Here is a 23,349-nt window from a genome sequence, read left to right on the forward strand (position 1 = left end):
GATCAGACCTTGCAAGTTTGGCCCGCGCCGACTTTCGGGAAGGTCTTCACCACGCGGAAGCCCTTGTCCGTGACGTCGGCCACGTAGATGTCTTGCTCCACGTGGCGCGCCTTGACGGTAACCACGCCTCTCGGGCCGTTGTAGGTCGTTCCCTCGGAGGCGGCATCGAGCTTCGCCGGGTCCAGGCTCCCGGCCTTCTTCGCAAGCGCTTCGAGCATCAGGAAGCCTTCATAGGTCGATTCGGCGAGCCCGTTCAATGCCGGCGCGTTGGCGCCGTTGGCCTTGGCATAGTCCGCAGCGAACGCCTTCGCGGCGGGCGTGTCGATGCTTGCGAAGTAGCCGGCGCTCGAGTAGAGGTTGCGCGCATTGGCGAAGCCGATGCCGGCGAGGGTGTTCTCCTCGATCAGCGTGCCCAGTCGAATCGCCTTGTCCGAAAGGCCAAAGCTCGCAAACGACTTGTTGAAGGTCACCGAAGCCCCGCCCACCAGCGACACGAGCACGGCGTCGGCGCCACTGTCGCGGATGCGCGCAAGGCTTGCATCGAAGTTGTCGACAGTGAACGGGAGGTACTCGTCCCCGACTACCTTGGCGCCGGTCTTCTCGATGTACGCCTTGGCGGTGGCATTGGTGTTCCGGCCCCAGATGTAGTCGTTGCCGATCATGTACCACTTGGCAGGCTTGCGCTCGGCCGCCAGCCATGAGATGACAGGCTCCAGTTGCTGTTGCGGCGTTTCGCCCTTCACATACGTACCCGCTGCACACTCGCCGCCTTCGTAGACAGGCGTGTAGAAGTACGGCACCTGGCCCTTGAACAAGCCGACAAGCGCACCGCGCACGGCACTGTCGTGCATTCCGATAACGGCACCCGCCTTCTGGCCCTTCCAGAGCTTCAGCGCCGCCTGGCCTGCTTCCGCAGGAGCAAGGCCCGCATCACCAAACAGAAGCTCGACCTTGCGGCCCAGCACGCCCCCACGGCCATTCAAGGCTACGGCGGCCATCTCGGCGCACGCCTTGCACGACGGGCCGAACAAGCCCCCGGGCCCACTTTGGGGAATCATCACAGCCACCTTGAGCGGGTCGGCCGCGAAGGCTGTGGGCAGTGCGGAAGCTGCACCAGCGGCCAGCGTTGCCTGCAGGAAATGACGACGATCCATGAGATGCTCCTTCGGGGTTTCAGTAGGGAAATCTGAGTTGAGGGGCGGACGGAAGAGCTGACTGGACAGCTTCGGCAATTGCCAGAAGACGGCGGTCGGAACCGATGGGCCCATCGAGCGCGAGGCCCACCGGCAGGTTGTTCGCAAGGCCCAGCGGGATGGTCACGCCGGGCAACGATGCATTGCTTCCGGGGTCTGTATTGCGAATGAACGTCCCGAAGGTAGGCAGCTGCGTGCCGTTCAGTTCGACGGTTTCGTCTTCACCGATGAGAGCCGCAACGCGCGGGGTCGTCGGGAAGACCAGGGCTTCGATCCGGTGCGATTCGAATGTCTGCTTGTAGAGGGCCTGCATCTGCCGTCTCGCCTGAAGAGCACTCTCGTAGACGTCCTCGGGAATGCCCCCGCCGGTCAGAAGCGTACCGACAGCACCGCGTACGTCCGGACTGCCAACGGCTGCAATCATCTCCTCGAGGGTGATGCCGCGGCCGCGTACGTCGAGGTACTCCCGCATGTCACGCACGAACTCGAAGAGCGCCACCGGCAAGCTGACACTGGCGTCGAGCTCGTTCAGGGCGGGCATATCGACATCCACGAGTTCGACGCCGACTTGCCGCAGCGCCTCGAGGGCGGATTCAGCCACCTGTTCAAGTCCGGGCTCCAAGTCACTCCAGAATGGAAGCCTCGGGACACCAAGGCGCAGCCCTTCGAGAGCCACTTTCATTGGTCCGCTTTTCGCGCCCGTCATCACCTCATCGAGAAGAGCGCAGTCCGCAATGGTGTAAGCCAGCGGCCCCGCGGTGTCACGAGTGAGCGAAATTGGTGCGATACCCTGTGCTGGCACGCGCCCCACCGTCGGCCGGAATCCACTGACCCCGCAGAGGGCCGCCGGGACGCGGACCGAGCCGCCCGTGTCCGTTCCGATGGAGGCGGGGACGATGCGGGCACCGACGACGGCGCCCGAGCCTCCGCTGCTGCCGCCGGGAATCCTCGTGCGGTCCCAGGGATTTCTGACGGCGCCGGTGACCGCGTTGTTGGTGGTGATGCCGAACGCCAGCTCGTGCATACCCACCTTGCCCGCGATCACGGCTCCTGCCGCCCGCAGGCGGGCGACCAGCTGCGCATCCGCTTGGGGCTGCTTCCCGCTCAATGAGGCCGTGCCGGCCCCACAGGCCATGCCGACCGCTTCGATGTTGTCCTTCAAGGCGATGGGAATGCCGAGCAAGGGGAGCCGCTCGCCGGCGGCAAGACGGCTGTCCGCATCGCGCGCTTCTTTCCGCAGTATCTCGGGATCGAAGCAAACCCACACGTTGAGGTCTCTGTAGGCTTGCGACCGCGCGATGCAGGCCTCGGCCAGATCCAGGCTTGAAACGGTCGCTCCGTCGAGGAGCTTACGAATGGCAGAGAGAGGAAGGTCGATCGCGTGCATGGCTCGTTCAGCGTTTGTGACGATTCAATGTACGCAGTGGGGCTTTGCCGGGGACCTATAGAAATCGTTAGGGGTCTCGCTTTCTGGTCGGAACGTAGGGTCAAACCGGACTGGTGAAAACCTCCGCACTGCCTAGCATTGGTGCCCCGCGCATGAAGCTTGCTTGGAATCGACCATGCACCTCTCCACCAGTCAGACCAGGGCCTTGTCGGATCTCATGCGCCTGGTCGCGAACGCGACCGACGGTAACGAGCTGCGCGAGCGCATGGCACTTCCATTGCTCGACCTCCTTCGTGCGGACACCTATGTGTCGATGGTGTGGGATGGCGAAAAGCAGCGCTTCGGTCGAACGACCGCGCTCAACATGTCCGAGGAGAACCTGCGGTCCTGGGACGACTACTTTCGCTTCGTGGACCCGCTGACCTACCCCATGATGCAGCGTCGCAAGCCGACCTTGGCAACGCAGGTGCTCTGCCAGACGGACCTGTCGCGCACGGAGTTCTTCAACGACTTCCTTCGTCGCGACCGCATGTACTGGGGAGTGAATGTCTATTTCTACGACCGGGAGCGGTGTGTCGGAGACGTTCGCATTTGGCGCAATCGGGAGCGGGGGAATTTCGATACCGGCGAAATCGAGATCCTGAACCTCGTCGAGCCTGCAATCACCGGCGCGCTTTCACGGCTGGGCTGGAAGGAATCCGCACCTGCCATCGAGCAAGGCGAATCCGCGGAGGCAACGCTGCAGCGCGAAGGACGCCTGAGCAAGCGCGAGGCCGAAGTGGCGTGGCTTGTGAGTTGCGGCTGTCCCGACAAGGAGATCCAGAGCCGGCTCGGCCTGGAGTATCCGACGGTCCGCTTCCATCTGGGCAACACCTTCAAGAAGCTGCGCGTTGCCAACAGAGCCGCGCTCGTGGGCCGAGTCCGGGCGATGCTGGCGCACCAGGAGCACGGAGGTACCGCAACGGCCATTGCGATGCCTGGCGCGTCGACTGAAGAGGCCACAACCCCTTCCGCGTTTGCGACGCAAGTGCTTAGGCAGCGCAACGCGCCACAACAGATTCGTCCCAACTGATTGCTACGCCACAAGTGTCGTCGGGCAGCGTGCCAGCTCGCGCGCACCGGCCTCAAAAGCGCTGCATGTCGTTCGGCGAAAGCCAGTTCTCCGGCGACCGACTGCGCCTTCCCGAGTCGGCCGAGCGGATGCGGACCCACGTCCTCTGGGCCGTGTGGCCCAGTGCGACGAGATCAAGGGGCTGGCCCTGCTGCTGGCCTCGCCTGCTTCCAGCTACATGACCGGGGCGATCATCTCCGTCGACGGTGGTGCCTCCGCGCGATAGGGAGACAGGACCCGGCTACTTCAACGCAGCGCCGCCTCGCGCGAGGTATTGCGCCGACAGGCGCGCGAACTGGCCGCCATCCGTGCTGATCGAGGTCTGGTGGCTGCCGCCCGCGCTGAAGACCATCCCGATGGTGTGCATGTCGCCGTATTCCTGGGTATTGGTCAGCATGTAGTCGACGCGGTTGTCGCGGTAATGCTGGTCGGTGCCGCCGGGCGTGTCCGACGGCACGCCCATCGGCGTCTGCCACCACAGGATCGGCAGGCCGTTGCCCAGCGCTGCGCGGTAGTCCGAATACTGCTTCTGGTTGTCGTGGAAGTTGGGGCTGGTCCGGTTGCTCGCGTCCCAGTAGAACGGGGCGCTTCCGTTCTGGCATTCCGGGGGTGGCGATGCAGCTTCGCGACAGCCCGCATCGCGGTCGCTGGTCTGAGCCACGATGAAGTCCGCCTGGTTCGCGCCGGCGGCCCGCATCATCGCCGCGACCTCGACGGGCGTGCCGTTCCAGAAAGCGGGCGGGAACCCGATCAGCGCCTTGGGCGCGACCTTGCGGCCCATCTGCACGAAGCACTGGCCAAGGCCCGCGACGGTGTCCGGCAAGGTGCTGCATTCCGGCTGGCCGCTCACGGCGGCGGCCATCTTCGTCAGGTCTCGACCGGGCGCCTGCGATGCTGCAAAGCCCCAGAAATCCGGCTCCACGTTGACCAGAGCGGGCTTGTCCAGCTCCGCGATGCGCTGGTACATCAGCCGGACCTGCCCCCAGTACTCGCCCATGAAGGTCGCATCGCTGATGCCGCTCAGATTGCCCTCGCCGTTCGCAGTCATCTGGTAGAGCGTGAACATGGGCACCGCACCGTAGGCTTGGGCGGCCTGCGCGGTGAAGGTGACGTAGGCCCCATCGGGGCTGTTCCACGTAGGCCAGGACCCCGGGCCGACACCCACCAGATAGCGCTCGACGATGTCGGGATGGATGTCCTGGCTCTTCATGTCGTCGATGGAGGTCGCTCCCAGCCCGACCAGCACACGCGAGGGTTTGCCGAGCTTGTTCGCCAGGGCGACGGTGGCCGGCACAGGCGCGGTGCCTCCGCTCGTGCCGCCAGTGCCGCCCTGGGTGCCGCTACCGGAGGTGTTGCCGGCCGTTTGGCCGCCGTTGCTCTGGCCGGCATCGGATTGACCACCGGTGCCGGACTGGCCCGTCGGGGTGCCGACCAGCGGAATGCCAGCCCCTCCACCGCCGCCACCTCCTCCGCCACAGCCGAAGAGCAGCAGCGAGGCCGTCAGCGCGGAAATGCATAGTCGAGAAAGAATGTCCATGAGAGAAGTCCGAAAGATCGAAGTCAAACAAGCACCGGCGCGCCTGTGCATGCGCACGCCGGTTCGGGTTCAGGGTTGTCAGGGCAGCGCCGCTGCACGATGGCGCTCAGCGGGCGAGGTTCGCGATGAAGGCCGCGTCCTGCGCGCCGCTGTAAATGCGGAAGTCCTGCATGCGGCCCTTGAAGTACGGATCGCCGCCGTACTGGGAACGGCCCAGCCAGGTCTGCGTGGTGCGGCCAAGCTGGAAGGGATTGATCCAGATGCCATCCGCGGTGGCGACCTGCGTACCGTCCACGTAGAGCGTGCCGACGGTGCCCGAGAGCGTGACCGCTACATGCACCCAGCGACCGGTGGGCAGCACGTCGGTCGTCACCGACTCTTCGTTCCAGAACTGATTGCGCGTGCCCGAGAAGCGCAGCTTGCCGCTGCCGTCGCGCGGGAGCAGCGCCACGTAGACCACGTCGTTGGACCCGAAGTCGAAGATGCGCGCATTGACCACCGAAGCATCCCAGTAGACCCACACCGCCACCGTGAAATCGCCCAAGGCCGACACAGCCCCGTCGGGCAACTGGACGTGACCGCTGCGGCCGTCGAGCTGCACCGCGCTTTCGCCGTTGCGTCCTTCGCCCCAGCTCGTACCGCCCTTCAACTGCGCATGCAGCCCACGGCCGCTGGCGTCGTTGGCATCGCCGCTGAGAGGCAGGTGCAGCCACAGCTCACCGCGGACCGCCACGCGCACCGTATCCGCACCGGTCATCTCCCCGGCGTCGGTCACCGCGACGATCCGGTAATACCACGTGCCCTGGCCGGGATCGTCGGTGTAGGTGCGCGGGTCGGTGACCGGCGCAAGGGTCGTGAACGGACCGTTCGGCGAAGCCGCGCGCTGCACGAGGTACTGGGAAGCGCCTGTGGTGCCCCACCAGGACAGCTGCACCTTTGCGTCGCTCAGGAATGCGCTCAGGCCACTCGGCGGAGCGGCAGGGGCCGGATCGCGCGCATAGAGCAGCGTGCCGATGCCCGGCTGGTCGCCGCCATCGACGCGCTCCGGCCGTATTTTGTCGAGCATCGCCTTGCTCCAGGGTGCCGAGAGTCCCTTGCGGCTCACATAGTGGCTGTAGATGAGGTCCCAGTTGGGCCGCAGCTGATTTGTGCCCGCCGCAGCGGTCCCCGATCCGTGGACGCCGTTGTAGGGGGCGAACGGCATCGTGAACAGGGCGTTGCCGTTGGCATCCGCCAGGTTCGTCTTGGCCACATACTCCGCGCCAGCCAGCAGCCGGTTGTTCCAGTAACCGAAGAGATCCTCTCCCTGGTTCCAGGCCATCTCGCACAACATCCCGGCCAGCGAGATGCCGAGGGTCGAGTGGCCCTGGTCGCGATGGCTCTCCTGCCATTGCCCCAGATAGCCAGGATGCACGTAGTAGACGTTGTTGGCGCTCGCGCCGTTGCCGCGGCCGGCCTTGTAGTAGTTGCTCGCTTCGGCGACCAGGTCGCTCCGGTCGCAGAACACGCCGATCGCGTAGATGGCGCAGATGTTGGCCAAGTCCCAGTTCGCCCAGTAGTGGGTGACCTTTCTGGTCTCCGTGCCGTTGTGGTTGACCAGGAAGTCGTGGGCCTTCGGGTAGAACACGTTCAGCAGCATGGCCTGGAAGCGCGCGACGTCTTCCTTCGCCCAGCCGGAGTAGGTCCGCATCAATTCCGCGGCGTTGGCCCACTGGTTGCCGTAGAGGCCCGAGGCGAGGAAGACGTTCGAGTTGCCGCCCAGCTCGGTCAAAGTCGACGACCATGCATTGAGGAACTCCACCGCCTTCTTCGCATAGTTCTCGTCGTTCGTGATCTTCCAGCGCAATGCGAGATGAAGGGCGCGCACCATGTCGCCGACCATCTGCCAATAGTTCTCGCCATCGACGCCGCGCGTCACCAACGCCAGGGGGCGCGGCGTCGCAGCGAGGTTGGTGTTGTTCGTCTTGAGCATCATGTTCCAGCCACCCACCCAGGGCTGCGCATTGGCGGCCAGCTTGTCCCGGATGCGCTGCAGGTCGGCCTCGGTGACGAGCAGGCCGGGGTGCACGATCTTGCGTACTTCGGGCTCAGGGGTGGTCGGCTCGGGCGCTGGGGTATCCGGCGTACCGACACCCACGGCAGCATCAGGGGTGGCACCCGGTGTCTGCTGCGCGGTGGCCCCCCCTGTCGGCGAAAAGCCTCCGCCGCTGCCACCACCGCAAGCCGTCGTGCCCAGGGCCAGTGCGCTCGCGGTGCCGATGAAGAAAGTGCGGCGATCCAGCAGCGCGGCATCCTGGTCGTCGTTCGATGAATGTGTCATTTGTCACAAATATGTAAATAAATGATTCTGCAAACTGCATGCCACTCACGTCGATGGTTCGATGAAACGAAATCGGTAAAACCGATGGATGCATTTCGCGTGTCTCCGAGAGACACGCAGCGGCAAGCAGTGACATTCGTTGTCACATGAGAGGCAGGCGAGCGACATTGAATGTCACTGCCCTTTGGCATGCCCGCACGGATTCGACCTGCACGACAGGGCAAGGCTCATGAGTGTGAGCTCCACGGAGGCTGCAATGAGCGTTGAATTGCCTCTGAAAATGAGCGACTGAATTGGCGACAGCGGTACGGCGGCCTGGGACCGTCGGAGCTGCGAAGGCTGAGGCAACTGGAAGAAGAAAAACGCCAAGCTCAAAAGCCCTGGTGGCCGATCTGAGCCTGGACAAGGCCATGCTGCACGACGTCCTGTCAAAAAAACTTTGAAGCCCTCGCGCAAGCGCGAACTGGCTGCCGAACTGATGCAGCGATTCGGTGCCAGCATGCGCAAGGCCTGCGCAATGATTCAACTCAGTCGCGTGGTGTACCTCTATCGATCAGTCGCATGCGGCGATACAGCGCTGATCATGCGCATGAAAGAGATCGCCCAGACACGCGTGCACTACGGCTACAGGCGCGTGCACGTGATGCTGCGGGGCGAGGGCTTCAAGGACACCCGGGACGCCATTCCCAAACGTTCATCTGTTGTTCATGCAGGGGCCCGCATCGCGCCGCTACAGTGCCTCATGTTCCGCCTCCGCCTGTCCCTCGCATTTGCCGTTCTCGTCGCGCTGGTCTGCATCCAGGCCGGCTTCGTCTACTGGGGATCGAACCGGGTCAACGACTACGCCCAGCACAGCCGGCTGGCCAGCGACATCCTGTCGGAACTGCTGGAGCTCTCGGCCAGCAAGCAGCGGCTGCGCGTCTGGGCGTCCCAGCAGCTGATGGATGCGAACGCATCGCCCGAGGTGCGCGACAGCCAGCTGGCGCGCATGCAAGCCAGCACGGAGACGCTCAGGCAGCTCGCGCGCCGCGACCTTTCCCTGTGGGGCGGGATCGCGGAACGCGAAGGCGTGCCCATCCCGCCGGAAGTCGATCAGCTCGTCGCCGTCAGCGACCTGCTCAACGACAACATCGCCGCGGTCCGTGCCCGACTGTTGAAACTCGCACCGCTGGAGCGCGGCGCCGAGTTCGCCAGCGTCTGGCAGGAACTGAACGAAGTCTTCGACAAGGCACGCGGCCGCGATCTGCGCGAGTTGATCAACGGCGCCATCGAGCGGCAGCGCAATGTGATGCCTGTTGCCCGTGCGGCGACCGAGCGGGGCCTGGACCAGTTGCGCCAGCAGGCCATCGGCCTCGCGGCCCTCACGCTGGCTGCAGCCGTCTTGCTGGCGCTGTATTTGAACCAGCGGCTGCAGCGGCCGCTGGACCGCCTGCTCGAAGGCACGCAGGCCTTGCGGGCCGGCGCACTCGACCACCGCATCGCGCTGGGTTCGCGCGACGAGTTCGACCGCGTCGCCGAGCACTTCAATGCGATGGCGGCCGAACTGCAGCGGCATCGGCTCGACGCCGATGCCGCGCGGCGCCGGCTCGAGGAGGCCGTTCTGGAGCGCACCAGCGAGCTGAGCGCCGCGCACGAAACCTTGCAGCAGATCGACCAGCGGCGCCGCCAGCTTCTTGCCGACCTGAGCCACGAGCTTCGCACGCCGGCCACCGCGATCCGCGGCGAGGCGGAGATCGCGCTGCGCGGCGCCGACAAGCCGCTCGCCGAGTACCGGCAGACGCTGACGCGCATCGTGGGTGGCGTGAAGCAACTCGCCAGCGTGATCGACGACCTGCTCCTGGTCGCCAAGGCCGAGGCCGACCAGCTGGCGATGCACTTCGACACGGTCGACCTGCAGGAGCTGCTGGGCGACGCCACCGAAATAGCCGAGGCGCTGGGTGCGCGGCACAACGTTCGCGTTCAGCTCGAGCCCCCAGGCGCCGAGGTGCCCGCGGTCACGCTGCAGGCCGATGCCGACCGTCTCCGGCAGGCCCTCGTCATCGTGCTCGACAACGCGGTGCGCTATTCGGGCAGTGACGGGACGGTGCGGGTGAGCTGGCAGTTGACTGACAGCCGCGTGCAGGTGGTCGTGGCGGACGAGGGGATCGGCATCGACGCAGACGAATTGCCGAAGTTGTTCGATCGCTTCGTCCGCGGTCGCCGCGCACGCCTGCATCGGGCCGACGGCACCGGCATCGGACTGTCGATCGCACAGGCCATCGTGCATGCCCATTACGGCCGCATCGGCATTGCTAGCATTCCCTCGCACGGCACCACGGTGCAAATCGAACTGCCGTGCCACTTTTCCGTCCGAACCCAACGAACATGAACATTCTGGTTGTCGAAGACGACGCGCGCGTCGCCGACTTTCTGCTGCGGGGCCTGAGCGCCGAGGGTCACCGCGTACAGCTGGCGCGCACCGGCCCCGAAGGCCTCGCACTCGCGCGCAGCAACGAGCTGTCCGTGCTCCTGCTGGATCTGATGCTTCCCGGCCTGAGCGGCCTGGAGCTGTGCCAGACGCTGCGCGCCGAAGGCCACCATGTGCCGGTCCTGATGCTCACCGCATTGAGCAACACCGAGGACAAGGTCAGCGGCCTGCGCCTGGGCGCCGACGATTACCTCACCAAGCCCTTTGCGTTCGAAGAACTCCTGGCGCGCATCGAGGCCCTGCTTCGCCGCGGCCGGGAGCAAAGGCCAAGGGCCACCACGCTGCAGGTGGCAGACCTCGTTCTCGACCGGGAGCGCATGGAGGTGACCCGTGCCGGCAAGCTCGTCCCGCTCACAGCCAAGGAGCTTGCCTTCCTCGAGCTGTTGATGACGGCGCCTGGCCGTGTCTACAGCCGGGAGCGCATCCTTTCCAATGTCTGGGGCACGAACGAAGATCCGCTGACCAACATCGTTGACGTGTATGTCCGTCGCCTGCGCGCCAAGATCGACGACGGCCATCCCATTGCGTTGTTGAAGACGGTGCGCGGTCTGGGCTATCGCCTGGATGCGGAGCCGGGCTGAGGCGGTTCATCCGATATTCATGTGCGCGTCACCCGGGGTTCATCACGAAGACCCGGCGGCGTTCATGGAGAGACCGAAGAATGAAGTCCTGTATCGCCAAGCGATGCAGCGCCGGCGATACCGGCGATCGACTACCCATTGAAAAAGGAAAACTCCATGAATGTGCTTCGTACGCTCTCCCTCTCGGCAACCACGGCGGCGGTCCTCGCCATTTCAACCTCTGCCATCGCGCAGACGCCGACAGCGGGAACCTGCGTGCCAGCCACCGAACCGCAGATCGCGGCATTGTTCGACCGCTGGAACGATTCGCTGCGCACGCTGGATGCCGACAAGGTCGTTGCGAACTATGCGGCCGACGGCGTGCTGCTGCCGACCGTCTCGAACCAGCCGCGCACCAATCCGGCGGAGATCCGCGACTACTTCGTCAAGTTCCTGAAAGACGCGCCACAGGGCACGATCGACCACCGCATCATCAAGATCGGCTGCAACGTGGCGCAGGACGTCGGCACCTACACCTTCAAGTTCAAGGATGGCAAGACGGTGAATGCGCGCTACACGTATGTCTACGAGTGGGTCAACGGCCAATGGTTGATCGCGCACCACCACTCTTCGGCAATGCCCGAGGCCGTTGCGCGCAAGTAAGCCGCGCCATCTCTGGCGCGCAAGGGCCCGGGCTGGGCAAATCTGCCCGCCGGGCGTTGGCGCGCTCAGGGCAGGAGCTCGAACTTGAGTTCCGCCAGCGGCATGACCTTTTCTTCGCGCGTCATCTTGTATTCGGTGTTCGGGCCGAGCCACTTCGCCCAGATCTTGTCGAGCTCGCCCGACTTCTCCAGCGCGTAGAGCGCGCCGTTCACCTTGGACAGCAGCACCGGCTCGTCTTTCTTCATGCCGACGCCGATGGGCTGCAGCACCATCGGCTCCTTGATCATCTTCAGCGCCACGCCTTCGGTCTTCGACTGGTTGACCAGCTTGGTGATGGTCATCGTGTTCGCGACCATGCCGACCGACTTGTTCTGCTGCACCGCCATGAAGGCCGAGCCCGTGTCCTGAAAGGTCACCGGCTCCGAGCCGTTCATCTTGATCGACAGCTCCGAGGTCGAGCCCTTGGTCGAGCTCAGGCGCTTGCCCTTGAAGTCGGCCTTGCTGGTGCCGGGGTCGGAGGCCTTCACGGCCAGCATTTCCTTGGCCACGTAGTACGGGTCGCTGAACTGGATCTGCTCGCCGCGGCTCTTGGTGTAGGCCAGGTTGGCGACGGTCACGTCGACGCGCCCGAGCTTGACCTCGGGCACGCGCGCCTCCACCGACAGCGGCGTGACCTTGGCAGTGAGCCCGAGCTCCTTTGCAAGCGCGTTGCACAGGTCGACGTCGTGACCCACCATCTCGCGCGTCTTCGGATCGGGGGCGGCGAAGGGCGGCACGTCGGCGAAAGTGCCGCAGCGCAGTTCCTTGCGCTGGCTGATGTCGCTCCACTGGTCGGCGTGGGCCAGGAAAGGCAAGGCGCCAAGGCAGGCGCCGACGGCGGCAAGACGGAAAGCGGTTCTGTTCGACATGCTGGACTCCTGAAGAAACTCGAGGGGGATGAAGAAAACGACGATCAGTGCGCGCGCAAATCCGACAGGAAGCGCTGCGCGCGCGGATGCTGCGGGCTGGTGAAAAAAGTCTCGGGGTCGGCCTTCTCGAGAATGCGGCCCGCGTCCATGAACCAGACCCGGTCGGCCACCTCACGGGCGAAGTTCATCTCGTGCGTGACGCACATCATGGTCATGCCGTCGTTGGCTAGGCTGCGCATCACCGACAGGACCTCGCCCACCATCTCGGGGTCGAGCGCGCTGGTGGGCTCGTCGAACAGCATCGCGGGCGGCTCCATGGCCAGCGCACGGGCAATGGCCACACGCTGCTGCTGCCCGCCCGAGAGCTGGGCCGGGTAGGCGCCGGCCTTGTTCGACAGGCCCACGCGCTCGAGCAGCTGCGCCGCCCGTGCCTTCGCCTCGGCCCGCTTCACGCCCAGCACGCGCACGGGCGACAGCATGATGTTCTCCAGCACCGAGAGATGCGGAAACAGGTTGAAGCTCTGGAACACGAAGCCGATGCGGCTGCGCAGCTTGTTGAGCGCCGCGCTGCTCATGGGCGCGTGGATGTCGTGGCCGTCGAACAGCAGCTGCCCCGACTTCACTTCTTCCAGCCGGTTGACGGTGCGGATGAGCGTGGACTTGCCGGAGCCCGAGGGCCCGCAGATCACCACCACCTCGCCCTTCTTCACCTCGGCGTTGACGTCGGCGAGCGCCTGGTAGTCGCCATACCACTTGTTGATGTTGGAGAACAGGATCATGGTGTCATCCCCTGCGGGGTGTGGAGCGGGCTTCATGGTTCTGTCTCCTTGCTTTCCTGTCGATGGCCGTCGTGCGCGGCCTCACGGATTCACCACCACCGGCGGCGGCAGCGAGGCGCCGTCTTCGGACGCCTTCGGCGAAACGGCACCGAGCCGCTTGTGGGCCACGCGCCGCTCCAGCCACAGCGCCAGCTGGGTCAGGCTGAAGCAGACGACGTAGTACGTCATCGCCAGGATGAAGAACACCTGGAACGGCTTGGTCAGCAGCTGGTTGTTGATCTGGTTCGCCGCGAAGGTCAGCTCCTGCACGTTGATCACGTAGCCCAGCGTGGTCTCCTTGATGGTGGAGATGAACTGGCTCAGCATGCTCGGCAGCATGTTGTAGAGCGCCTGCGGCAGGATCACGAACCACATGGTGCCGAGGTGGCTGTGGCCGAGCGCGCGCGCCGCCTCGGTCTGGCCCTTGGGCAGGGCCTGGATGCCGGCGCGCACCACCTCCGACAGGTAGGCGCCCTCGTAGATCACCAGCGTGCACAGCATGGTGGTGAAGCCCGACACATCGCGCCCGATCAGGATCGGCACCAGGAAGTAGACCCACAGGATCACCATCAAGAGCGGCACGCCGCGCACCGCGTAGACCAGCACCGTGGCCGGCCAGCGCAGCAGCCGCCAGGGCGACAGCCGCGCGAGCGCGAGCAGCACCGAGAGCGGAAACGCCAGCACGATGCCCAGCACCGACAGGATCAGCGTGGCGACGATGCCGCCCAGCGGGCCGCTGGGATATTGGCCGACAAGCAGCAGCAGCCAGTTGTCGCGAAGGATTTCAAAGACGCCGAACATGGCTTGCTACCTCGCTTGGGCGATGCGGTAGTGCCGCGACAGCCAGCCGCCCACCGCCATGATGAGCAGCGAGCACACCAGGTACAGCACCGTCGCCATGCTGTAGGCCTCGAAGGTGCGAAAGCTCTGGCTCTCGATTTCCTTCACCGCATGGGTCAGCTCGGCCACGCCGATGGCCATGGCCAGGCTGCTGTTCTTGAACAGCGACACGCTGTGGTTCACCAGCGCGGGCACGGCGTTGCGGATGGCCTGCGGCAGCATCACGTGGCGCATCGAACCGATGTAGCCGTGGCCGAGCGCGCGCGCAGCCTCGGCCTGGCCGGCCGGGATGGAGCGCAGGCCGGAGCGCATGTCCTCGCTGAAATAGGCGGCCTGGCAGAGGCCGAGCGCGACGATCGAGAGAATCGTCTCCGCGTTGTGCGCCGACAGCCAGCCCTGCAGTGCATCGGGCAGCAGACTGAAGATGCCGAAGTACCAGAGCATGAGCTGCACCAGCGTCGGCACGTTGCGGTGGTAGGAGACATAGCCGGCCACCACGCGTTCGGCCAGCCGGCTCGGCGTGAGGCGCACGACCAGCAGCACGACCGCCATGGCCATGGCCAGCAGCCAGGAACCGGCCGCGATCTTCAGCGTCTCCTGCAGGCCGTGCCAGAGCATCGCACCGAACTCCGGCTTCAGCAGGATCGCCAGCAGGTCGAAATCCTTCATGCGCTGTTCCTTTGCTTGGGCTTGTGGGCGCGATGCCGCTCAGGCCTGCGACGCTTCCGGCCGCGCGGTCGAGAGCCCGCCGGGCACCTGCAGCGTGGGCGTGATTTCCATGTGGCCCACGTTGACCGCAATGGGCGCCGCAATCGCGAAGGCGATGGCGTTCGCGATGTCCTCGGCCTGCGGCAGCTCGTAGCCTTCGACGAAGCGCTTGTAGGTCTCTTCGGAGTCGCCGTGCACGTGCGCGAAGATGTCGGTGGCCACGCGCCCCGGGCAGATCTCGGTCACCCGCACGCGCTTGCCGAAGACGTCGATGCGCAGCTGGCGCGACAGCATGCTCACGGCCGCCTTGGTGGCGTGGTAGGTGCTGTTGCCGCCGAAGTTGTAGGCCGCGGCAATGGAGCTGATATTGACCACGTGGCCCCGGTCGCGCGCGGCCATGCCGGGCACCACGAGGCGGCACAGGTGCAGCACGGCGCGCAGGTTCACGTCGACCAGCAGGTCGATGTCCTCGGCGTCGGCCTTGAGGATGGAGCCGGGGCGGTCCACGCCGGCGTTGTTGACCAGCACGTCGAATTCCACCTCTTGCGCGAGGCGGGTGATGCCGGCGAGGTCGCTCACGTCGATGGCGTGCGGGATGCAGCCGGTGCGCGCGGCCAGCTCGGCCAGCTTGCCGGCACTGCGCGCCAGCGCATGGACCTTCAGGCCTTCCTTGCAGAGGCGTTCGACGACGGCGGCGCCGATGCCCGAGGAGGCCCCCGTCACCAGCGCGGTCTTGTAGTCAGAAAACGGCATCTTTGCTTCTTTCGTTGGGACTGGAGATCACTGCCTTGAATTCACTGTATCGAGCGCTTCTTCGCGGCGCCAAGACGGATTGGCTGTGGAGCGATAAGCCGCCCTTATGTTGCCCCGTCTGCGTGCGCACGACCTAGGGTAAGCACCATGTCCGGGCCCTAGTCCGACTGCCTCGAAATGGGCACCACGCGACCCGCCTGCTCGACCACGCCACGCACGGCGCGGGCCAGGTCCACCGCGCCGTGCGTGTCGCCATGCAGCAGGATCGAATGCGCGCGCATCGGGATCTTGCGGCCGCTGCAGCTGGTGACCGTGCCCTCCTCCAGCAACTGGCGCACGCGCGCCAGCACCGCACCCCGGTCATGGATCACCGAGTCGGGCAGCTTGCGCGGCACCAGCAGGCCGTCGTCGTCGCAGGCGCGGTCGGCCAGGAAGGTGGTGCGCACGCGCAGGCCGCAGCGCGCGGCCGCATCCTCGATGGCGCGGCTGGCGGAAGAGCTGACGATGAGCATCGGGTCGAAATCCGCCACCGCGCGCACCAGCGGCTCGGCGAGGGCGGCGTCGGCCGCGGCCATGTTGCCGAGCGCGCCGTGAAAGCTCATGTGCGTCATGCGGTGGCCGGCGGTGCGCGCCATGCCGTCCAGCGCGCTCAGCTGGTAGAGAACGTAGGCGACGAGTTCCTTCGGCTCGATCTGCATCGGCCGGCGGCCGAAGCCGAGCAGGTCGGGAAAGCCCACATGCGCCCCCACGTCGACGCCCCGCGCGCGCGCCATGCGCACGGTGCGGTCCATGATGACCGGATCGCCCGCATGGAAGCCGCAGGCCACGTTGGCGGAAGAAACGATGTCCAGCAGCGCCTCGTCCTCGCCCATGCGCCAGGGGCCGAAGCCTTCGCCGAGGTCCGCGTTCAGGTCGATGTCCATGGGAGTCCTTCTCTCGTTCGTCAGAGGGGGTGCAGGTCGACCAGCGGCGTGCCGTAGCCGACCGCCAGGCCGTCGGCCGCGTGGATGCCGTCGACGATGCCGGCCTGCGGCGCGGTCACGGGCAGCAGCAGCGGGCCGATCTTCAGCAGGCCGACGGTCTGGCCGGCTCGCACGCGCTGGCCGATGCGCACCAGCGGCGCGGCGGCCAGCGGATGGCTGTGCAGGAACACGCCGACCGAGGGGGCGTGGATCATCAGGAGTTCGGGCTCTGCGTCTTCATCCGGCAGTTCGATGATTTCGTCACCCTGCCGGCCGAGGCGCAGCGTGCCTTGCGGCGTGCGCAGTTCGAGCAGGCCGATGTCGGTGCCGGCCAGCCAGGCGGCCAGTTGCGAGGTGCGCAGTGCGGTGTCCTGCATTTCAGCTTCTTCCCGGGCGCGTGCGCAGGACACCGCCGATCAACAACCGCCCTGAACAAAGCACCTCACGGACGACAAGAAGAATCGGAATGAGAGATTTCATCTCAGTGCCTTCCTGCAGGCACAGGCGCCCCGCGGTGCAGTTCCACCATGCGCGCCACCTTGTCGAGCCAGGCGCGCACTTCGTCGAGCGCGGCCAGCGCTTCGTCCCAGGTGGCTTCGATGAAGCGCACGCGGCTGCCGATCGGCGCCTGGCCGAGGCGCCACATGTCGGCCTCGATCACGGTGCCGAACTTGGGGTAGCCGCCCGAGGGCTGGGCATCGCGCATCTGGATGATCGGCTGCCCGCTGTGGGGCACCTGGATCACGCCGGGCACGATGCCGTGCGAGCGCAACTCCATCGACGCGACGGGGCGCAATGCCTCGCCTTCGAGGCGGTAGCCGTAGCGGTCGCTCTGGGAGGTGATCTTCCATTCGCCAGCCCAGAAGGCGTCACGCGACGCGAGCTCGAATCCCAGGTACTCGGCAGCTGGCAGCACGCGCACCGCGGCCACACCGTCGCGCTGCAGCGGCAGCATGAGCGCGGGGGGCACCAGGCCGAAGCCGGTCTTGCACGCAGCACCTTCGCCGACGGCGCGCAACACATCGCCCCGGCGCAGCGCGCGCCCTTCATGTCCACCGAAGGCGCCGCGCAGCTGCGTGCTGCGCGAGCCCAGCACTTCGGGCACATCGACCCCGCCGGCCAGGCACAGCATGGCGCGGCTGCCGCGCTGCGCGCCGCCTTGCGGCAGGCCCAGCGTCAGCACCTGCCCGGCCCGCGCCTGGTGAACCCACCAGGGTAGCAGCGGCTGGTCGTCCAGGCGGGCCGCGCAATCGGCGCCGGTCAGCGCAAACGCGCAGTCCTCGTCGAAGCGCACCTTGAAGGGAAACACCGGCACCTCGATGGCGGCCGCATCGAGCGCATTGCCCAGCAGCAGGTTGCCGGCCGCCAGCGCCAGGTTGTCCATGGCGCCCGAGGTGCCGACGCCCCAGCGCAGGCTGCCGGTGCGCCCCAGGTCCTGCACGGTGGCGAGCGCGGCCGACGAAAGCACTTCGATCATCGGACGATGCCCTCCACGCGAAAACGGATCATGTCGCCCGGCTGCAGCGCCGCGGGCGGGTCCTGCGCGGGATCGAAGAAGGACATCGAGGTGCTGCCGATGGTGTTCCAGCCGCTGGGCCCGGCCGAGGCCGACACGCCGGTCTGCGCGCCGCCGATCGACACCGCGCCGCCCGGAATGCTCAGCACCGGCACCTTGCGGCGCGGCGTGGCGATGCGCGCGTCCATGCCGCCCAGGTAGCAGTAGCCCGGATGGCTGCCGAGCGCATACACCGGATAGAGCGGCGCGCTGTGCAGTTCGACGATCTGCTCGACGCTGAGACCCGTGTGCGCCACCACGTCGGCCATGTGCGGGCCGCCCGCGCCGCCGTAGACCACCGGCAGCTCGACCACCCGGCCTTCCCGCGGCAGCGCAACAGCCGCGTCCCACGCATCGCGAACGCGTGCCTCCAGCGCTTCGAGCGCGCCAAGGCCGCGCGGCGGGCGCAGGAAGGTCAGCATCAGGTTGTTCATACCCGGCACGGCTTCGCGAATCTCCGGCCAGGCCTGCGCCTCATGCGCCAGCGCCCAGATGCGCTGCTGCGAGTTCAGGTTCATCTCGCCGGGCGCCTCGAAGAGCAGCGCGGTCGTGCCCAGCAGGCTGACGGATGGCCGTTGCGCGATCACGCCGCGCTCCTTTGCTGCAGCCAGCGCTCGAGGTGGTGGATGTCCACGCCGCCGACGGCAAAGCCCTCGTCGCGCAGCAATTCGCGGTGCAGCGGAACGTTGGTCGCGATGCCGTCGATGCGCATCTCTGCAAGCGCGAGGCGCATGCGGTCGAGCGCATCGGTGCGCGTGCTGCCCTGCACGATCAGCTTGGCGATCATCGAGTCGTAGTAAGGCGGCACGCGGTAGCCGGTGTTGGCATGCGAATCGACGCGCACGCCGAAGCCGCCCGGCACCTGCCAGCCGGTGATGCGCCCGGGCGCGGGTGCAAAAGTGTCGGGGTTCTCGGCGTTGATGCGGCACTCGATCGCGTGGCCCTGGCATCGCACATCGCGCTGCGCCAGCGAAAGGCGCTCGCCGCGCGCCATGCGCAGTTGCTGCTGCACGATGTCCACGCCGGCGGTCATCTCGGTCACCGGATGCTCCACCTGCAGGCGGGTGTTCATCTCGATGAAATAGAAGGCGCCCTTCTCGTAGAGGAACTCGAAGGTGCCGACGCCGCAGTAGCCGATCTGCCGGCAGGCGGCCGCGCAGCGCTCGCCCACCTCGGCCATCAGCGCGTCGTCGATGCCGGGCGCGGGCGCCTCCTCGATCACCTTCTGGTGGCGGCGCTGCAGCGAGCAGTCGCGGCTGCCCAGCCAGACGGCGTTGCCGTGGCTGTCGGCCAGCACCTGGATCTCGACGTGGCGCGGGTGCAGCAGGAATTTCTCGATGTAGACCTCGGGGTTGCCGAAGGCCTGGCGCGCTTCCTCGCGCGTCAGCGCCATCGCATCCAGCAGCGCCGCTTCGTCGTGCACCACGCGCATGCCGCGCCCGCCGCCGCCGCCCGCCGCCTTGACGATCACCGGGTAGCCGATCTCGCGCGCGATGGCCTGCACGGCGGCCGGGTCTTCGGGCAGCCCTTCGTCGGGCCCCGGCACGCAGGGCACGCCGGCCTTGCGCATCGCGCGCTTGGCCGAGACCTTGTCGCCCATGGTGCGGATGCAGGCAGCGCTGGGGCCGATGAAGACCAGGCCTGCCTGCTCGACGCGCGCGGCAAAGCCCGCGTTCTCCGACAGGAAGCCGTAGCCCGGGTGGATGGCCTGCGCGCCGCTGACTTCGGCGGCAAACAGGATGGCGGACTGGTTCAGGTAGCTCTGCCCCGGCGCGGAGGGCCCGATGCACAGCGCCTGGTCGGCCTGTGCGACGTAGCTGGCTTCGCTGTCGGCCTCGGAATGCGCGACCACGGCCCGGAGGCCCAGGCCGCGACAGGCGCGCAGGATGCGCAAGGCGATCTCGCCGCGGTTGGCAATGAGGACGGTGTCGAACATCGCGCGGCTTTCCTCAACCGAAGCGGAACAGGGGCTGCCCTGCGTCCACTTCCTGGCCCGAACGCACCAGCACGGCCTGCACGGTGGCGGCAGCGTCGGCGCGGACTTCGTTGAACATCTTCATGGCCTCGATCACGCAGAGCATCTGGCCGGCCTCGACGGCCTGCCCCGGCCGCACGAAGGGCGGCTCGCCGGGTGCGGGCTGCAGGTGCACCACGCCATAGAGCGGCGCGAGGCATTCGGTTGCGGCGGCCGTCGATTGCGCCGGTTCTGCGGGCACCTCGGTGGGTGCCCTGCGCGCAGCGGCCGGGCGCCGCGCGGCGGGCGCGGCCGCCAGCGCCGACTGCTTCACCAGCCGCAGCGTGCTGCCGTCTTCGCTGTACTCCAGCTCCGCCAGGTCCGAGGCGGCGAGTGCGTCGATGAGCGTCTTGATCTGTTCCTGCTTCATGCCGGGCCTGCCTGTGGCGACAGAACATCCTTGGTGGCCGACGCATTCCGCGAACGCGTGACGGCAGGCATGAAAGGTAACGGGCCGCGGGCGCAAAGCCCAAGACGGAATAGCTGTGCCGGGATAAGGCCGGCTTATGACGGCACGTTACGACAGCGCGGCGAGACCGGGTTCGGGCGTGGCCGCAAAGGTACCGGCGAGATCGACCACCAGCTCGAGCAGGATGCTCTTCACCGCCTGCGCCGGCTCCGAGAGCGGCAGGTGGTCCGACTGGCACAGAGCCAGCGGCGCCTCGATGACCGGGTCGACGATCTGGAATTGCCAGGCACCGCAGGACGCCACCACTTCGCGCGCCATCGACGCCGGCAGGATGGTGGCGCCCAGCCCGTCGGCGATGGCCGCCGTCAGTGTGAAGGCCGATTCGATCTCGGCCACCACGCGCGGCACCATGCCCGCACGCACGAAAGCCGCTTCGACCAGCTTGCGCACCACGTTGTAGGGGCGAGGCAGGAAGAGCTCGATGTCGCGCAGGTCGGCCAGCTTCACGGGCTGCGCCGGCGCCGGCATCGCGGCCGGCCCGACCAGGAACAGCGGCTCCTTGAGCAACGACAGGAAGCTCAGGCCATGGATCGCCTTGTCGCCGTAGAGCACGGCCAGGTCCATGCGGCCGTTCATGATGAGTTCGCTCAGCGTGGTGCCGTAGTTCTCGTTCAGGTAGAGCAGGATGCCGGGGTGGCGGGCGCGCACGGTGCGCAGCAGCGGCAGCGAGAGCGCCGAGGCCGCCGTGCCGGGCGCAAGACCCACCGACACCTGGCCCGACAGCCCCTCGCCGGCTGCTTCCATGTCCACGCGCGCCTGCTCGCACTGGCGCAGGATGATCTGTGCATGCCGGTACAGCACCTTGCCGGCCTCGGTGGGCGTGACGCCGCGCTTGGTGCGCACGAGCAGCTGCTGGCGCACCTCGCCCTCCAGCGTGGCCAGTTGCTGGCTCAGCGCCGGCTGGGCGATGAAAAGGACCTCGGCCGCCTGCGTCAGGCTGCCGATGTCCACGATCTTCACGAAATATTTGAGGCGTCGCAGGTTCACGCCTTGTCCCCAAGCAAAAGCCGAGCCTAGCACTGCCCCTGCGCGGCGGGTATAGGCGCTCACCATAAGCTGCGCCTATACGACCAGTGAAAAGTCGTCTTGGCCTCGTCTGTTCGATGTGCGTACCGTTCGGCCCATGCAATCCCAGACACAGGAAGTCATGTGACCATGTCCCGCATTGCCGCCCGCGTGCGGCGCATCAAGCCCTCGCCCAGCACCTCGGCCGCGGACCGGGCCAACGAACTGCGCCGCCAGGGCAAGTCGATCGTGAACCTCGTGGTGGGCGAGCCCGACTTCGACACGCCGCCCCACATCCGGCAGGCCGCCGCCGCCGCCATCGAGAAGGGCGCGACGCGCTACACCCTGATGGCCGGCACGGTGGAGCTGCGCCAGGCCATCGCCGCCAAGCTCGAGCGTGAAAACGGCCTGCACTATGCGATGAACGAGATCATCGCCACCAGCGGCGCCAAGAGCGCGATCTACAACGCCTTCGCCGTCACGCTGGAGCCGGGCGACGAAGTCATCATTCCCGCGCCGTACTGGGTGTCGTACCCCGACATGGTGCTGGCCTGCGAAGGCACGCCGGTCACCGTGGCCTGCCCCGAAGCCAACGGCTTCAAGCTGACGCCCGCGCAGCTGGAGGCCGCGATCACGCCGCGCACCCGCTGGCTGCTGATCAACTCGCCCAGCAACCCGACCGGCGCCAGCTATACGGGCGACGAATACCGCGCGCTGGCCGAGGTGCTGCAGCGCCATCCGCACGTGATGGTGATGACCGACGACATCTACGAGCACATCCGCTTCGACGGCCAGGCCACGCCGCATCTGCTCGCGGTCGCGCCTGCGCTGCGCGAGCGCACGCTGGTGGTCAACGGCGTCTCGAAGACCTATGCGATGACGGGCTGGCGCATCGGCTATGCGGCCGGTCCGGCAGACCTGGTCAAGGCGCTGGACACGCTGCTGTCGCAGTCCACCGGCAACTGCTGCTCGGTGAGCCAGGCGGCCGCTGCAGCAGCCATGAATGGCGACCAGAGCTTCGTGGCCGAGAGCGTGGCGGTCTACAAGCAGCGCCGCGACCGCACCCTGGCGCTCATCAACGACATCCCCGGCCTGCACTGCGCCCCGCCACCCGGGGCCTTCTATCTCTACATCCACTGCGGCGGCCTGATCGGCAAGGCCACACCGCAAGGCAAACGCCTGGAAGAAGACGGCGACGTGGTGATGTACCTGCTCGAGAGCGAAGGCGTGGCCGTGGTCGCGGGCACCGCCTACGGGCTGTCGCCCTACTTTCGTCTTTCCATCGCCACCGGCATCGAGACGCTGGAAGAAGGCTGCGCGCGCATCGCGCGGGCCGTGGCCGCCCTGCGCTGAAGCGCCCCTGAGTTACCGAGGACACCCATGCCCTATAAAGCCATCCGCAAGAACCCGTCGGCCCCGCAAGTGGCGCCGGAGATCATCGCCGCGCTGCACGACATCCCGGTCGCCGCGCTGAGCGACAACATGCACCGCAACATCGGCAGCGTCGGCCTGCAGCCCTACCATCGCCCGGGGCACAAGACCATGGCGGGGACGGCAGTCACCGTGAAGACGCGCGGCGGCGACAACTTCACGATGATGCGGGCCTTCGAGTTCTGCCGCCCTGGCGACGTGCTCGTGATCGACGCGGGCGGCGACGTGACCAATGCGGTGATCGGCGGCATCCTGTCGTTCTATGCCGCGACCATCGGCACGGTGGGCGTGGTGCTCGACGGCGCCATCCGCGACGTGGCCGAGATCCGCGAGCGCGACTTTCCGGTGTACGCGCGCGGCGTCAACCACCGCGGCCCGTACAAGGACGGCCCGGGCGAGATCAACGTACCCGTCTCGGTGGGCGGCATGGTGGTGAACCCCGGCGACATCGTGGTGGGCGACCAGGACGGCCTGATGGCCTTCGCGCGCGACGAGGCCGAGCTTCTGATCGAGAAAGCCCATGCGCACCTGGCCACCGAGGCCCGCACGATCCAGGCCATGAAGGAAGGCCGATGGGACCGGTCCTTCCTCGATGCGCTCGAGGCCCGCTGCGCCAACTGAGCGCCGCGGGGCGCGGGCCGGACGGCC

The 23,349-nt window shown here is 66.9% G+C and carries 23 protein-coding genes and 1 pseudogene; 8 read left to right on the forward strand and 16 right to left on the reverse strand.

What is annotated here, in order from left to right; genetic code table 11:
- Positions 1–2 precede the first annotated feature (2 nt).
- The gene (locus ACAM55_RS21605) at positions 3–1,154 is read right to left on the reverse strand and encodes a substrate-binding domain-containing protein (protein WP_369653484.1); all 1,152 of its coding nucleotides are present in this window, start codon (positions 1,152–1,154) and stop codon (positions 3–5) included.
- 19 nt (positions 1,155–1,173) lie between these two features.
- Positions 1,174–2,580, reverse strand: a complete 1,407-nt coding sequence (gene iaaH / locus ACAM55_RS21610) for an indoleacetamide hydrolase (RefSeq protein ID WP_369653485.1) — start codon at positions 2,578–2,580, stop codon at positions 1,174–1,176.
- Positions 2,581–2,755: 175 nt separating this feature from the next.
- Between iaaH and ACAM55_RS21615 the strand changes: the two genes are divergently transcribed.
- Positions 2,756–3,652 carry a LuxR C-terminal-related transcriptional regulator gene (locus ACAM55_RS21615; protein ID WP_369653486.1) on the forward strand — a complete coding sequence of 299 codons (897 nt, stop codon included), beginning with the start codon at positions 2,756–2,758 and terminating at the stop codon, positions 3,650–3,652.
- Between the two features lie 154 nt (positions 3,653–3,806).
- The gene (locus ACAM55_RS21620; protein ID WP_369653487.1) at positions 3,807–3,917 is read left to right on the forward strand and encodes an SDR family oxidoreductase; all 111 of its coding nucleotides are present in this window, start codon (positions 3,807–3,809) and stop codon (positions 3,915–3,917) included.
- 15 nt (positions 3,918–3,932) lie between these two features.
- Here ACAM55_RS21620 and ACAM55_RS21625 read toward each other — a convergent pair whose 3' ends face one another.
- Together ACAM55_RS21625 and ACAM55_RS21630 are read right to left on the reverse strand one after the other, a co-directional pair.
- Entirely contained in the window at positions 3,933–5,228 is a 1,296-nt protein-coding gene (locus tag ACAM55_RS21625) for a hypothetical protein (protein ID WP_369653488.1), read from the reverse strand.
- A 106-nt stretch (positions 5,229–5,334) separates the two neighbouring features.
- Entirely contained in the window at positions 5,335–7,548 is a 2,214-nt protein-coding gene (locus ACAM55_RS21630; RefSeq protein WP_369653489.1) for a LamG-like jellyroll fold domain-containing protein, read from the reverse strand.
- A 291-nt stretch (positions 7,549–7,839) separates the two neighbouring features.
- On the opposite strand from ACAM55_RS21630, the pseudogene ACAM55_RS21635 reads away from it, so the two are divergent.
- The 4 genes and pseudogenes from ACAM55_RS21635 to ACAM55_RS21650 all read left to right on the forward strand — a co-directional run.
- A pseudogene (locus tag ACAM55_RS21635) lies at positions 7,840–8,218 on the forward strand (IS3 family transposase); the annotation flags it as partial.
- A gap of 72 nt (positions 8,219–8,290) precedes the next feature.
- The gene (locus tag ACAM55_RS21640) at positions 8,291–9,916 is read left to right on the forward strand and encodes an ATP-binding protein (RefSeq protein WP_369656450.1); all 1,626 of its coding nucleotides are present in this window, start codon (positions 8,291–8,293) and stop codon (positions 9,914–9,916) included.
- The gene (locus tag ACAM55_RS21645) at positions 9,913–10,596 is read left to right on the forward strand and encodes a response regulator transcription factor (RefSeq protein ID WP_369653490.1); all 684 of its coding nucleotides are present in this window, start codon (positions 9,913–9,915) and stop codon (positions 10,594–10,596) included. The genes ACAM55_RS21640 and ACAM55_RS21645 overlap by 4 nt, the downstream gene beginning before the upstream one ends.
- A gap of 156 nt (positions 10,597–10,752) precedes the next feature.
- A complete protein-coding gene (locus ACAM55_RS21650) occupies positions 10,753–11,238 on the forward strand; it encodes an SgcJ/EcaC family oxidoreductase (RefSeq protein WP_369653491.1) in 486 nt (161 codons plus the stop codon).
- A 65-nt stretch (positions 11,239–11,303) separates the two neighbouring features.
- Here ACAM55_RS21650 and ACAM55_RS21655 read toward each other — a convergent pair whose 3' ends face one another.
- The 12 genes from ACAM55_RS21655 to nac all read right to left on the reverse strand — a co-directional run bounded on the left by ACAM55_RS21655 (position 11,304) and on the right by nac (position 21,252).
- A complete protein-coding gene (locus ACAM55_RS21655; RefSeq protein ID WP_369653492.1) occupies positions 11,304–12,146 on the reverse strand; it encodes an ABC transporter substrate-binding protein in 843 nt (280 codons plus the stop codon).
- Positions 12,147–12,190: 44 nt separating this feature from the next.
- Positions 12,191–12,925 (reverse strand): amino acid ABC transporter ATP-binding protein, encoded by a 735-nt coding sequence (locus ACAM55_RS21660; protein WP_369656451.1) that lies wholly within the window; start codon positions 12,923–12,925, stop codon positions 12,191–12,193.
- A gap of 81 nt (positions 12,926–13,006) precedes the next feature.
- A complete protein-coding gene (locus tag ACAM55_RS21665; protein ID WP_369653493.1) occupies positions 13,007–13,765 on the reverse strand; it encodes an amino acid ABC transporter permease in 759 nt (252 codons plus the stop codon).
- A gap of 6 nt (positions 13,766–13,771) precedes the next feature.
- Positions 13,772–14,473, reverse strand: a complete 702-nt coding sequence (locus tag ACAM55_RS21670) for an amino acid ABC transporter permease (protein WP_369653494.1) — start codon at positions 14,471–14,473, stop codon at positions 13,772–13,774.
- Positions 14,474–14,512: 39 nt separating this feature from the next.
- On the reverse strand, positions 14,513–15,265 hold the full coding sequence (locus tag ACAM55_RS21675; protein WP_369653495.1) for an SDR family oxidoreductase: 753 nt from the start codon (positions 15,263–15,265) through the stop codon (positions 14,513–14,515).
- A gap of 158 nt (positions 15,266–15,423) precedes the next feature.
- Positions 15,424–16,188 (reverse strand): LamB/YcsF family protein, encoded by a 765-nt coding sequence (locus ACAM55_RS21680; protein ID WP_369653496.1) that lies wholly within the window; start codon positions 16,186–16,188, stop codon positions 15,424–15,426.
- Positions 16,189–16,208: 20 nt separating this feature from the next.
- Complete coding sequence (locus tag ACAM55_RS21685) at positions 16,209–16,604, reverse strand: acetyl-CoA carboxylase biotin carboxyl carrier protein subunit (protein WP_369653497.1); 396 nt, start codon at positions 16,602–16,604, stop codon at positions 16,209–16,211.
- A gap of 104 nt (positions 16,605–16,708) precedes the next feature.
- Positions 16,709–17,704 carry a biotin-dependent carboxyltransferase family protein gene (locus tag ACAM55_RS21690; RefSeq protein WP_369653498.1) on the reverse strand — a complete coding sequence of 332 codons (996 nt, stop codon included), beginning with the start codon at positions 17,702–17,704 and terminating at the stop codon, positions 16,709–16,711.
- Positions 17,701–18,369, reverse strand: coding sequence for a 5-oxoprolinase subunit PxpB (pxpB, locus tag ACAM55_RS21695; RefSeq protein WP_369653499.1), 669 nt, complete (start codon positions 18,367–18,369; stop codon positions 17,701–17,703). Before pxpB ends, ACAM55_RS21690 begins: the two co-directional genes overlap by 4 nt.
- Positions 18,366–19,718 (reverse strand): acetyl-CoA carboxylase biotin carboxylase subunit, encoded by a 1,353-nt coding sequence (gene accC, locus ACAM55_RS21700; RefSeq protein WP_369653500.1) that lies wholly within the window; start codon positions 19,716–19,718, stop codon positions 18,366–18,368. The genes pxpB and accC overlap by 4 nt, the downstream gene beginning before the upstream one ends.
- A 13-nt stretch (positions 19,719–19,731) precedes the next feature.
- Positions 19,732–20,166, reverse strand: a complete 435-nt coding sequence (locus ACAM55_RS21705; protein WP_369653501.1) for an acetyl-CoA carboxylase biotin carboxyl carrier protein subunit — start codon at positions 20,164–20,166, stop codon at positions 19,732–19,734.
- Positions 20,167–20,313: 147 nt separating this feature from the next.
- The gene (gene nac, locus ACAM55_RS21710; protein WP_369653502.1) at positions 20,314–21,252 is read right to left on the reverse strand and encodes a nitrogen assimilation transcriptional regulator NAC; all 939 of its coding nucleotides are present in this window, start codon (positions 21,250–21,252) and stop codon (positions 20,314–20,316) included.
- 162 nt (positions 21,253–21,414) lie between these two features.
- Here nac and ACAM55_RS21715 point away from each other — a divergent pair, with 162 nt between their 5' ends.
- A complete protein-coding gene (locus tag ACAM55_RS21715; RefSeq protein WP_369653503.1) occupies positions 21,415–22,623 on the forward strand; it encodes an aspartate transaminase in 1,209 nt (402 codons plus the stop codon).
- 27 nt (positions 22,624–22,650) lie between these two features.
- Positions 22,651–23,322 (forward strand): RraA family protein, encoded by a 672-nt coding sequence (locus ACAM55_RS21720; RefSeq protein WP_369653504.1) that lies wholly within the window; start codon positions 22,651–22,653, stop codon positions 23,320–23,322.
- The last annotated feature ends 27 nt before the right edge of the window (positions 23,323–23,349 follow it).

The organism is Variovorax sp. V213 (assembly GCF_041154455.1).
Taxonomy (GTDB): domain Bacteria; phylum Pseudomonadota; class Gammaproteobacteria; order Burkholderiales; family Burkholderiaceae_C; genus Variovorax.

Bases quoted from the DNA above. Each gene is read 5' to 3' on its own strand.
- ACAM55_RS21605 (WP_369653484.1), bottom strand. From the start codon at position 1,154: ATGGATCGTCGTCATTTCCTGCAGGCAACGCTGGCCGCTGGTGCAGCT.
- iaaH (WP_369653485.1), bottom strand. From the start codon at position 2,580: ATGCACGCGATCGACCTTCCTCTCTCTGCCATTCGTAAGCTCCTCGAC.
- ACAM55_RS21615 (WP_369653486.1), top strand. From the start codon at position 2,756: ATGCACCTCTCCACCAGTCAGACCAGGGCCTTGTCGGATCTCATGCGC.
- ACAM55_RS21625 (WP_369653488.1), bottom strand. From the start codon at position 5,228: ATGGACATTCTTTCTCGACTATGCATTTCCGCGCTGACGGCCTCGCTG.
- ACAM55_RS21630 (WP_369653489.1), bottom strand. From the start codon at position 7,548: ATGACACATTCATCGAACGACGACCAGGATGCCGCGCTGCTGGATCGC.
- ACAM55_RS21640 (WP_369656450.1), top strand. From the start codon at position 8,291: ATGTTCCGCCTCCGCCTGTCCCTCGCATTTGCCGTTCTCGTCGCGCTG.
- ACAM55_RS21645 (WP_369653490.1), top strand. From the start codon at position 9,913: ATGAACATTCTGGTTGTCGAAGACGACGCGCGCGTCGCCGACTTTCTG.
- ACAM55_RS21650 (WP_369653491.1), top strand. From the start codon at position 10,753: ATGAATGTGCTTCGTACGCTCTCCCTCTCGGCAACCACGGCGGCGGTC.
- ACAM55_RS21655 (WP_369653492.1), bottom strand. From the start codon at position 12,146: ATGTCGAACAGAACCGCTTTCCGTCTTGCCGCCGTCGGCGCCTGCCTT.
- ACAM55_RS21660 (WP_369656451.1), bottom strand. From the start codon at position 12,925: ATGATCCTGTTCTCCAACATCAACAAGTGGTATGGCGACTACCAGGCG.
- ACAM55_RS21665 (WP_369653493.1), bottom strand. From the start codon at position 13,765: ATGTTCGGCGTCTTTGAAATCCTTCGCGACAACTGGCTGCTGCTGCTT.
- ACAM55_RS21670 (WP_369653494.1), bottom strand. From the start codon at position 14,473: ATGAAGGATTTCGACCTGCTGGCGATCCTGCTGAAGCCGGAGTTCGGT.
- ACAM55_RS21675 (WP_369653495.1), bottom strand. From the start codon at position 15,265: ATGCCGTTTTCTGACTACAAGACCGCGCTGGTGACGGGGGCCTCCTCG.
- ACAM55_RS21680 (WP_369653496.1), bottom strand. From the start codon at position 16,188: ATGGACATCGACCTGAACGCGGACCTCGGCGAAGGCTTCGGCCCCTGG.
- ACAM55_RS21685 (WP_369653497.1), bottom strand. From the start codon at position 16,604: ATGCAGGACACCGCACTGCGCACCTCGCAACTGGCCGCCTGGCTGGCC.
- ACAM55_RS21690 (WP_369653498.1), bottom strand. From the start codon at position 17,704: ATGATCGAAGTGCTTTCGTCGGCCGCGCTCGCCACCGTGCAGGACCTG.
- accC (WP_369653500.1), bottom strand. From the start codon at position 19,718: ATGTTCGACACCGTCCTCATTGCCAACCGCGGCGAGATCGCCTTGCGC.
- ACAM55_RS21705 (WP_369653501.1), bottom strand. From the start codon at position 20,166: ATGAAGCAGGAACAGATCAAGACGCTCATCGACGCACTCGCCGCCTCG.
- ACAM55_RS21720 (WP_369653504.1), top strand. From the start codon at position 22,651: ATGCCCTATAAAGCCATCCGCAAGAACCCGTCGGCCCCGCAAGTGGCG.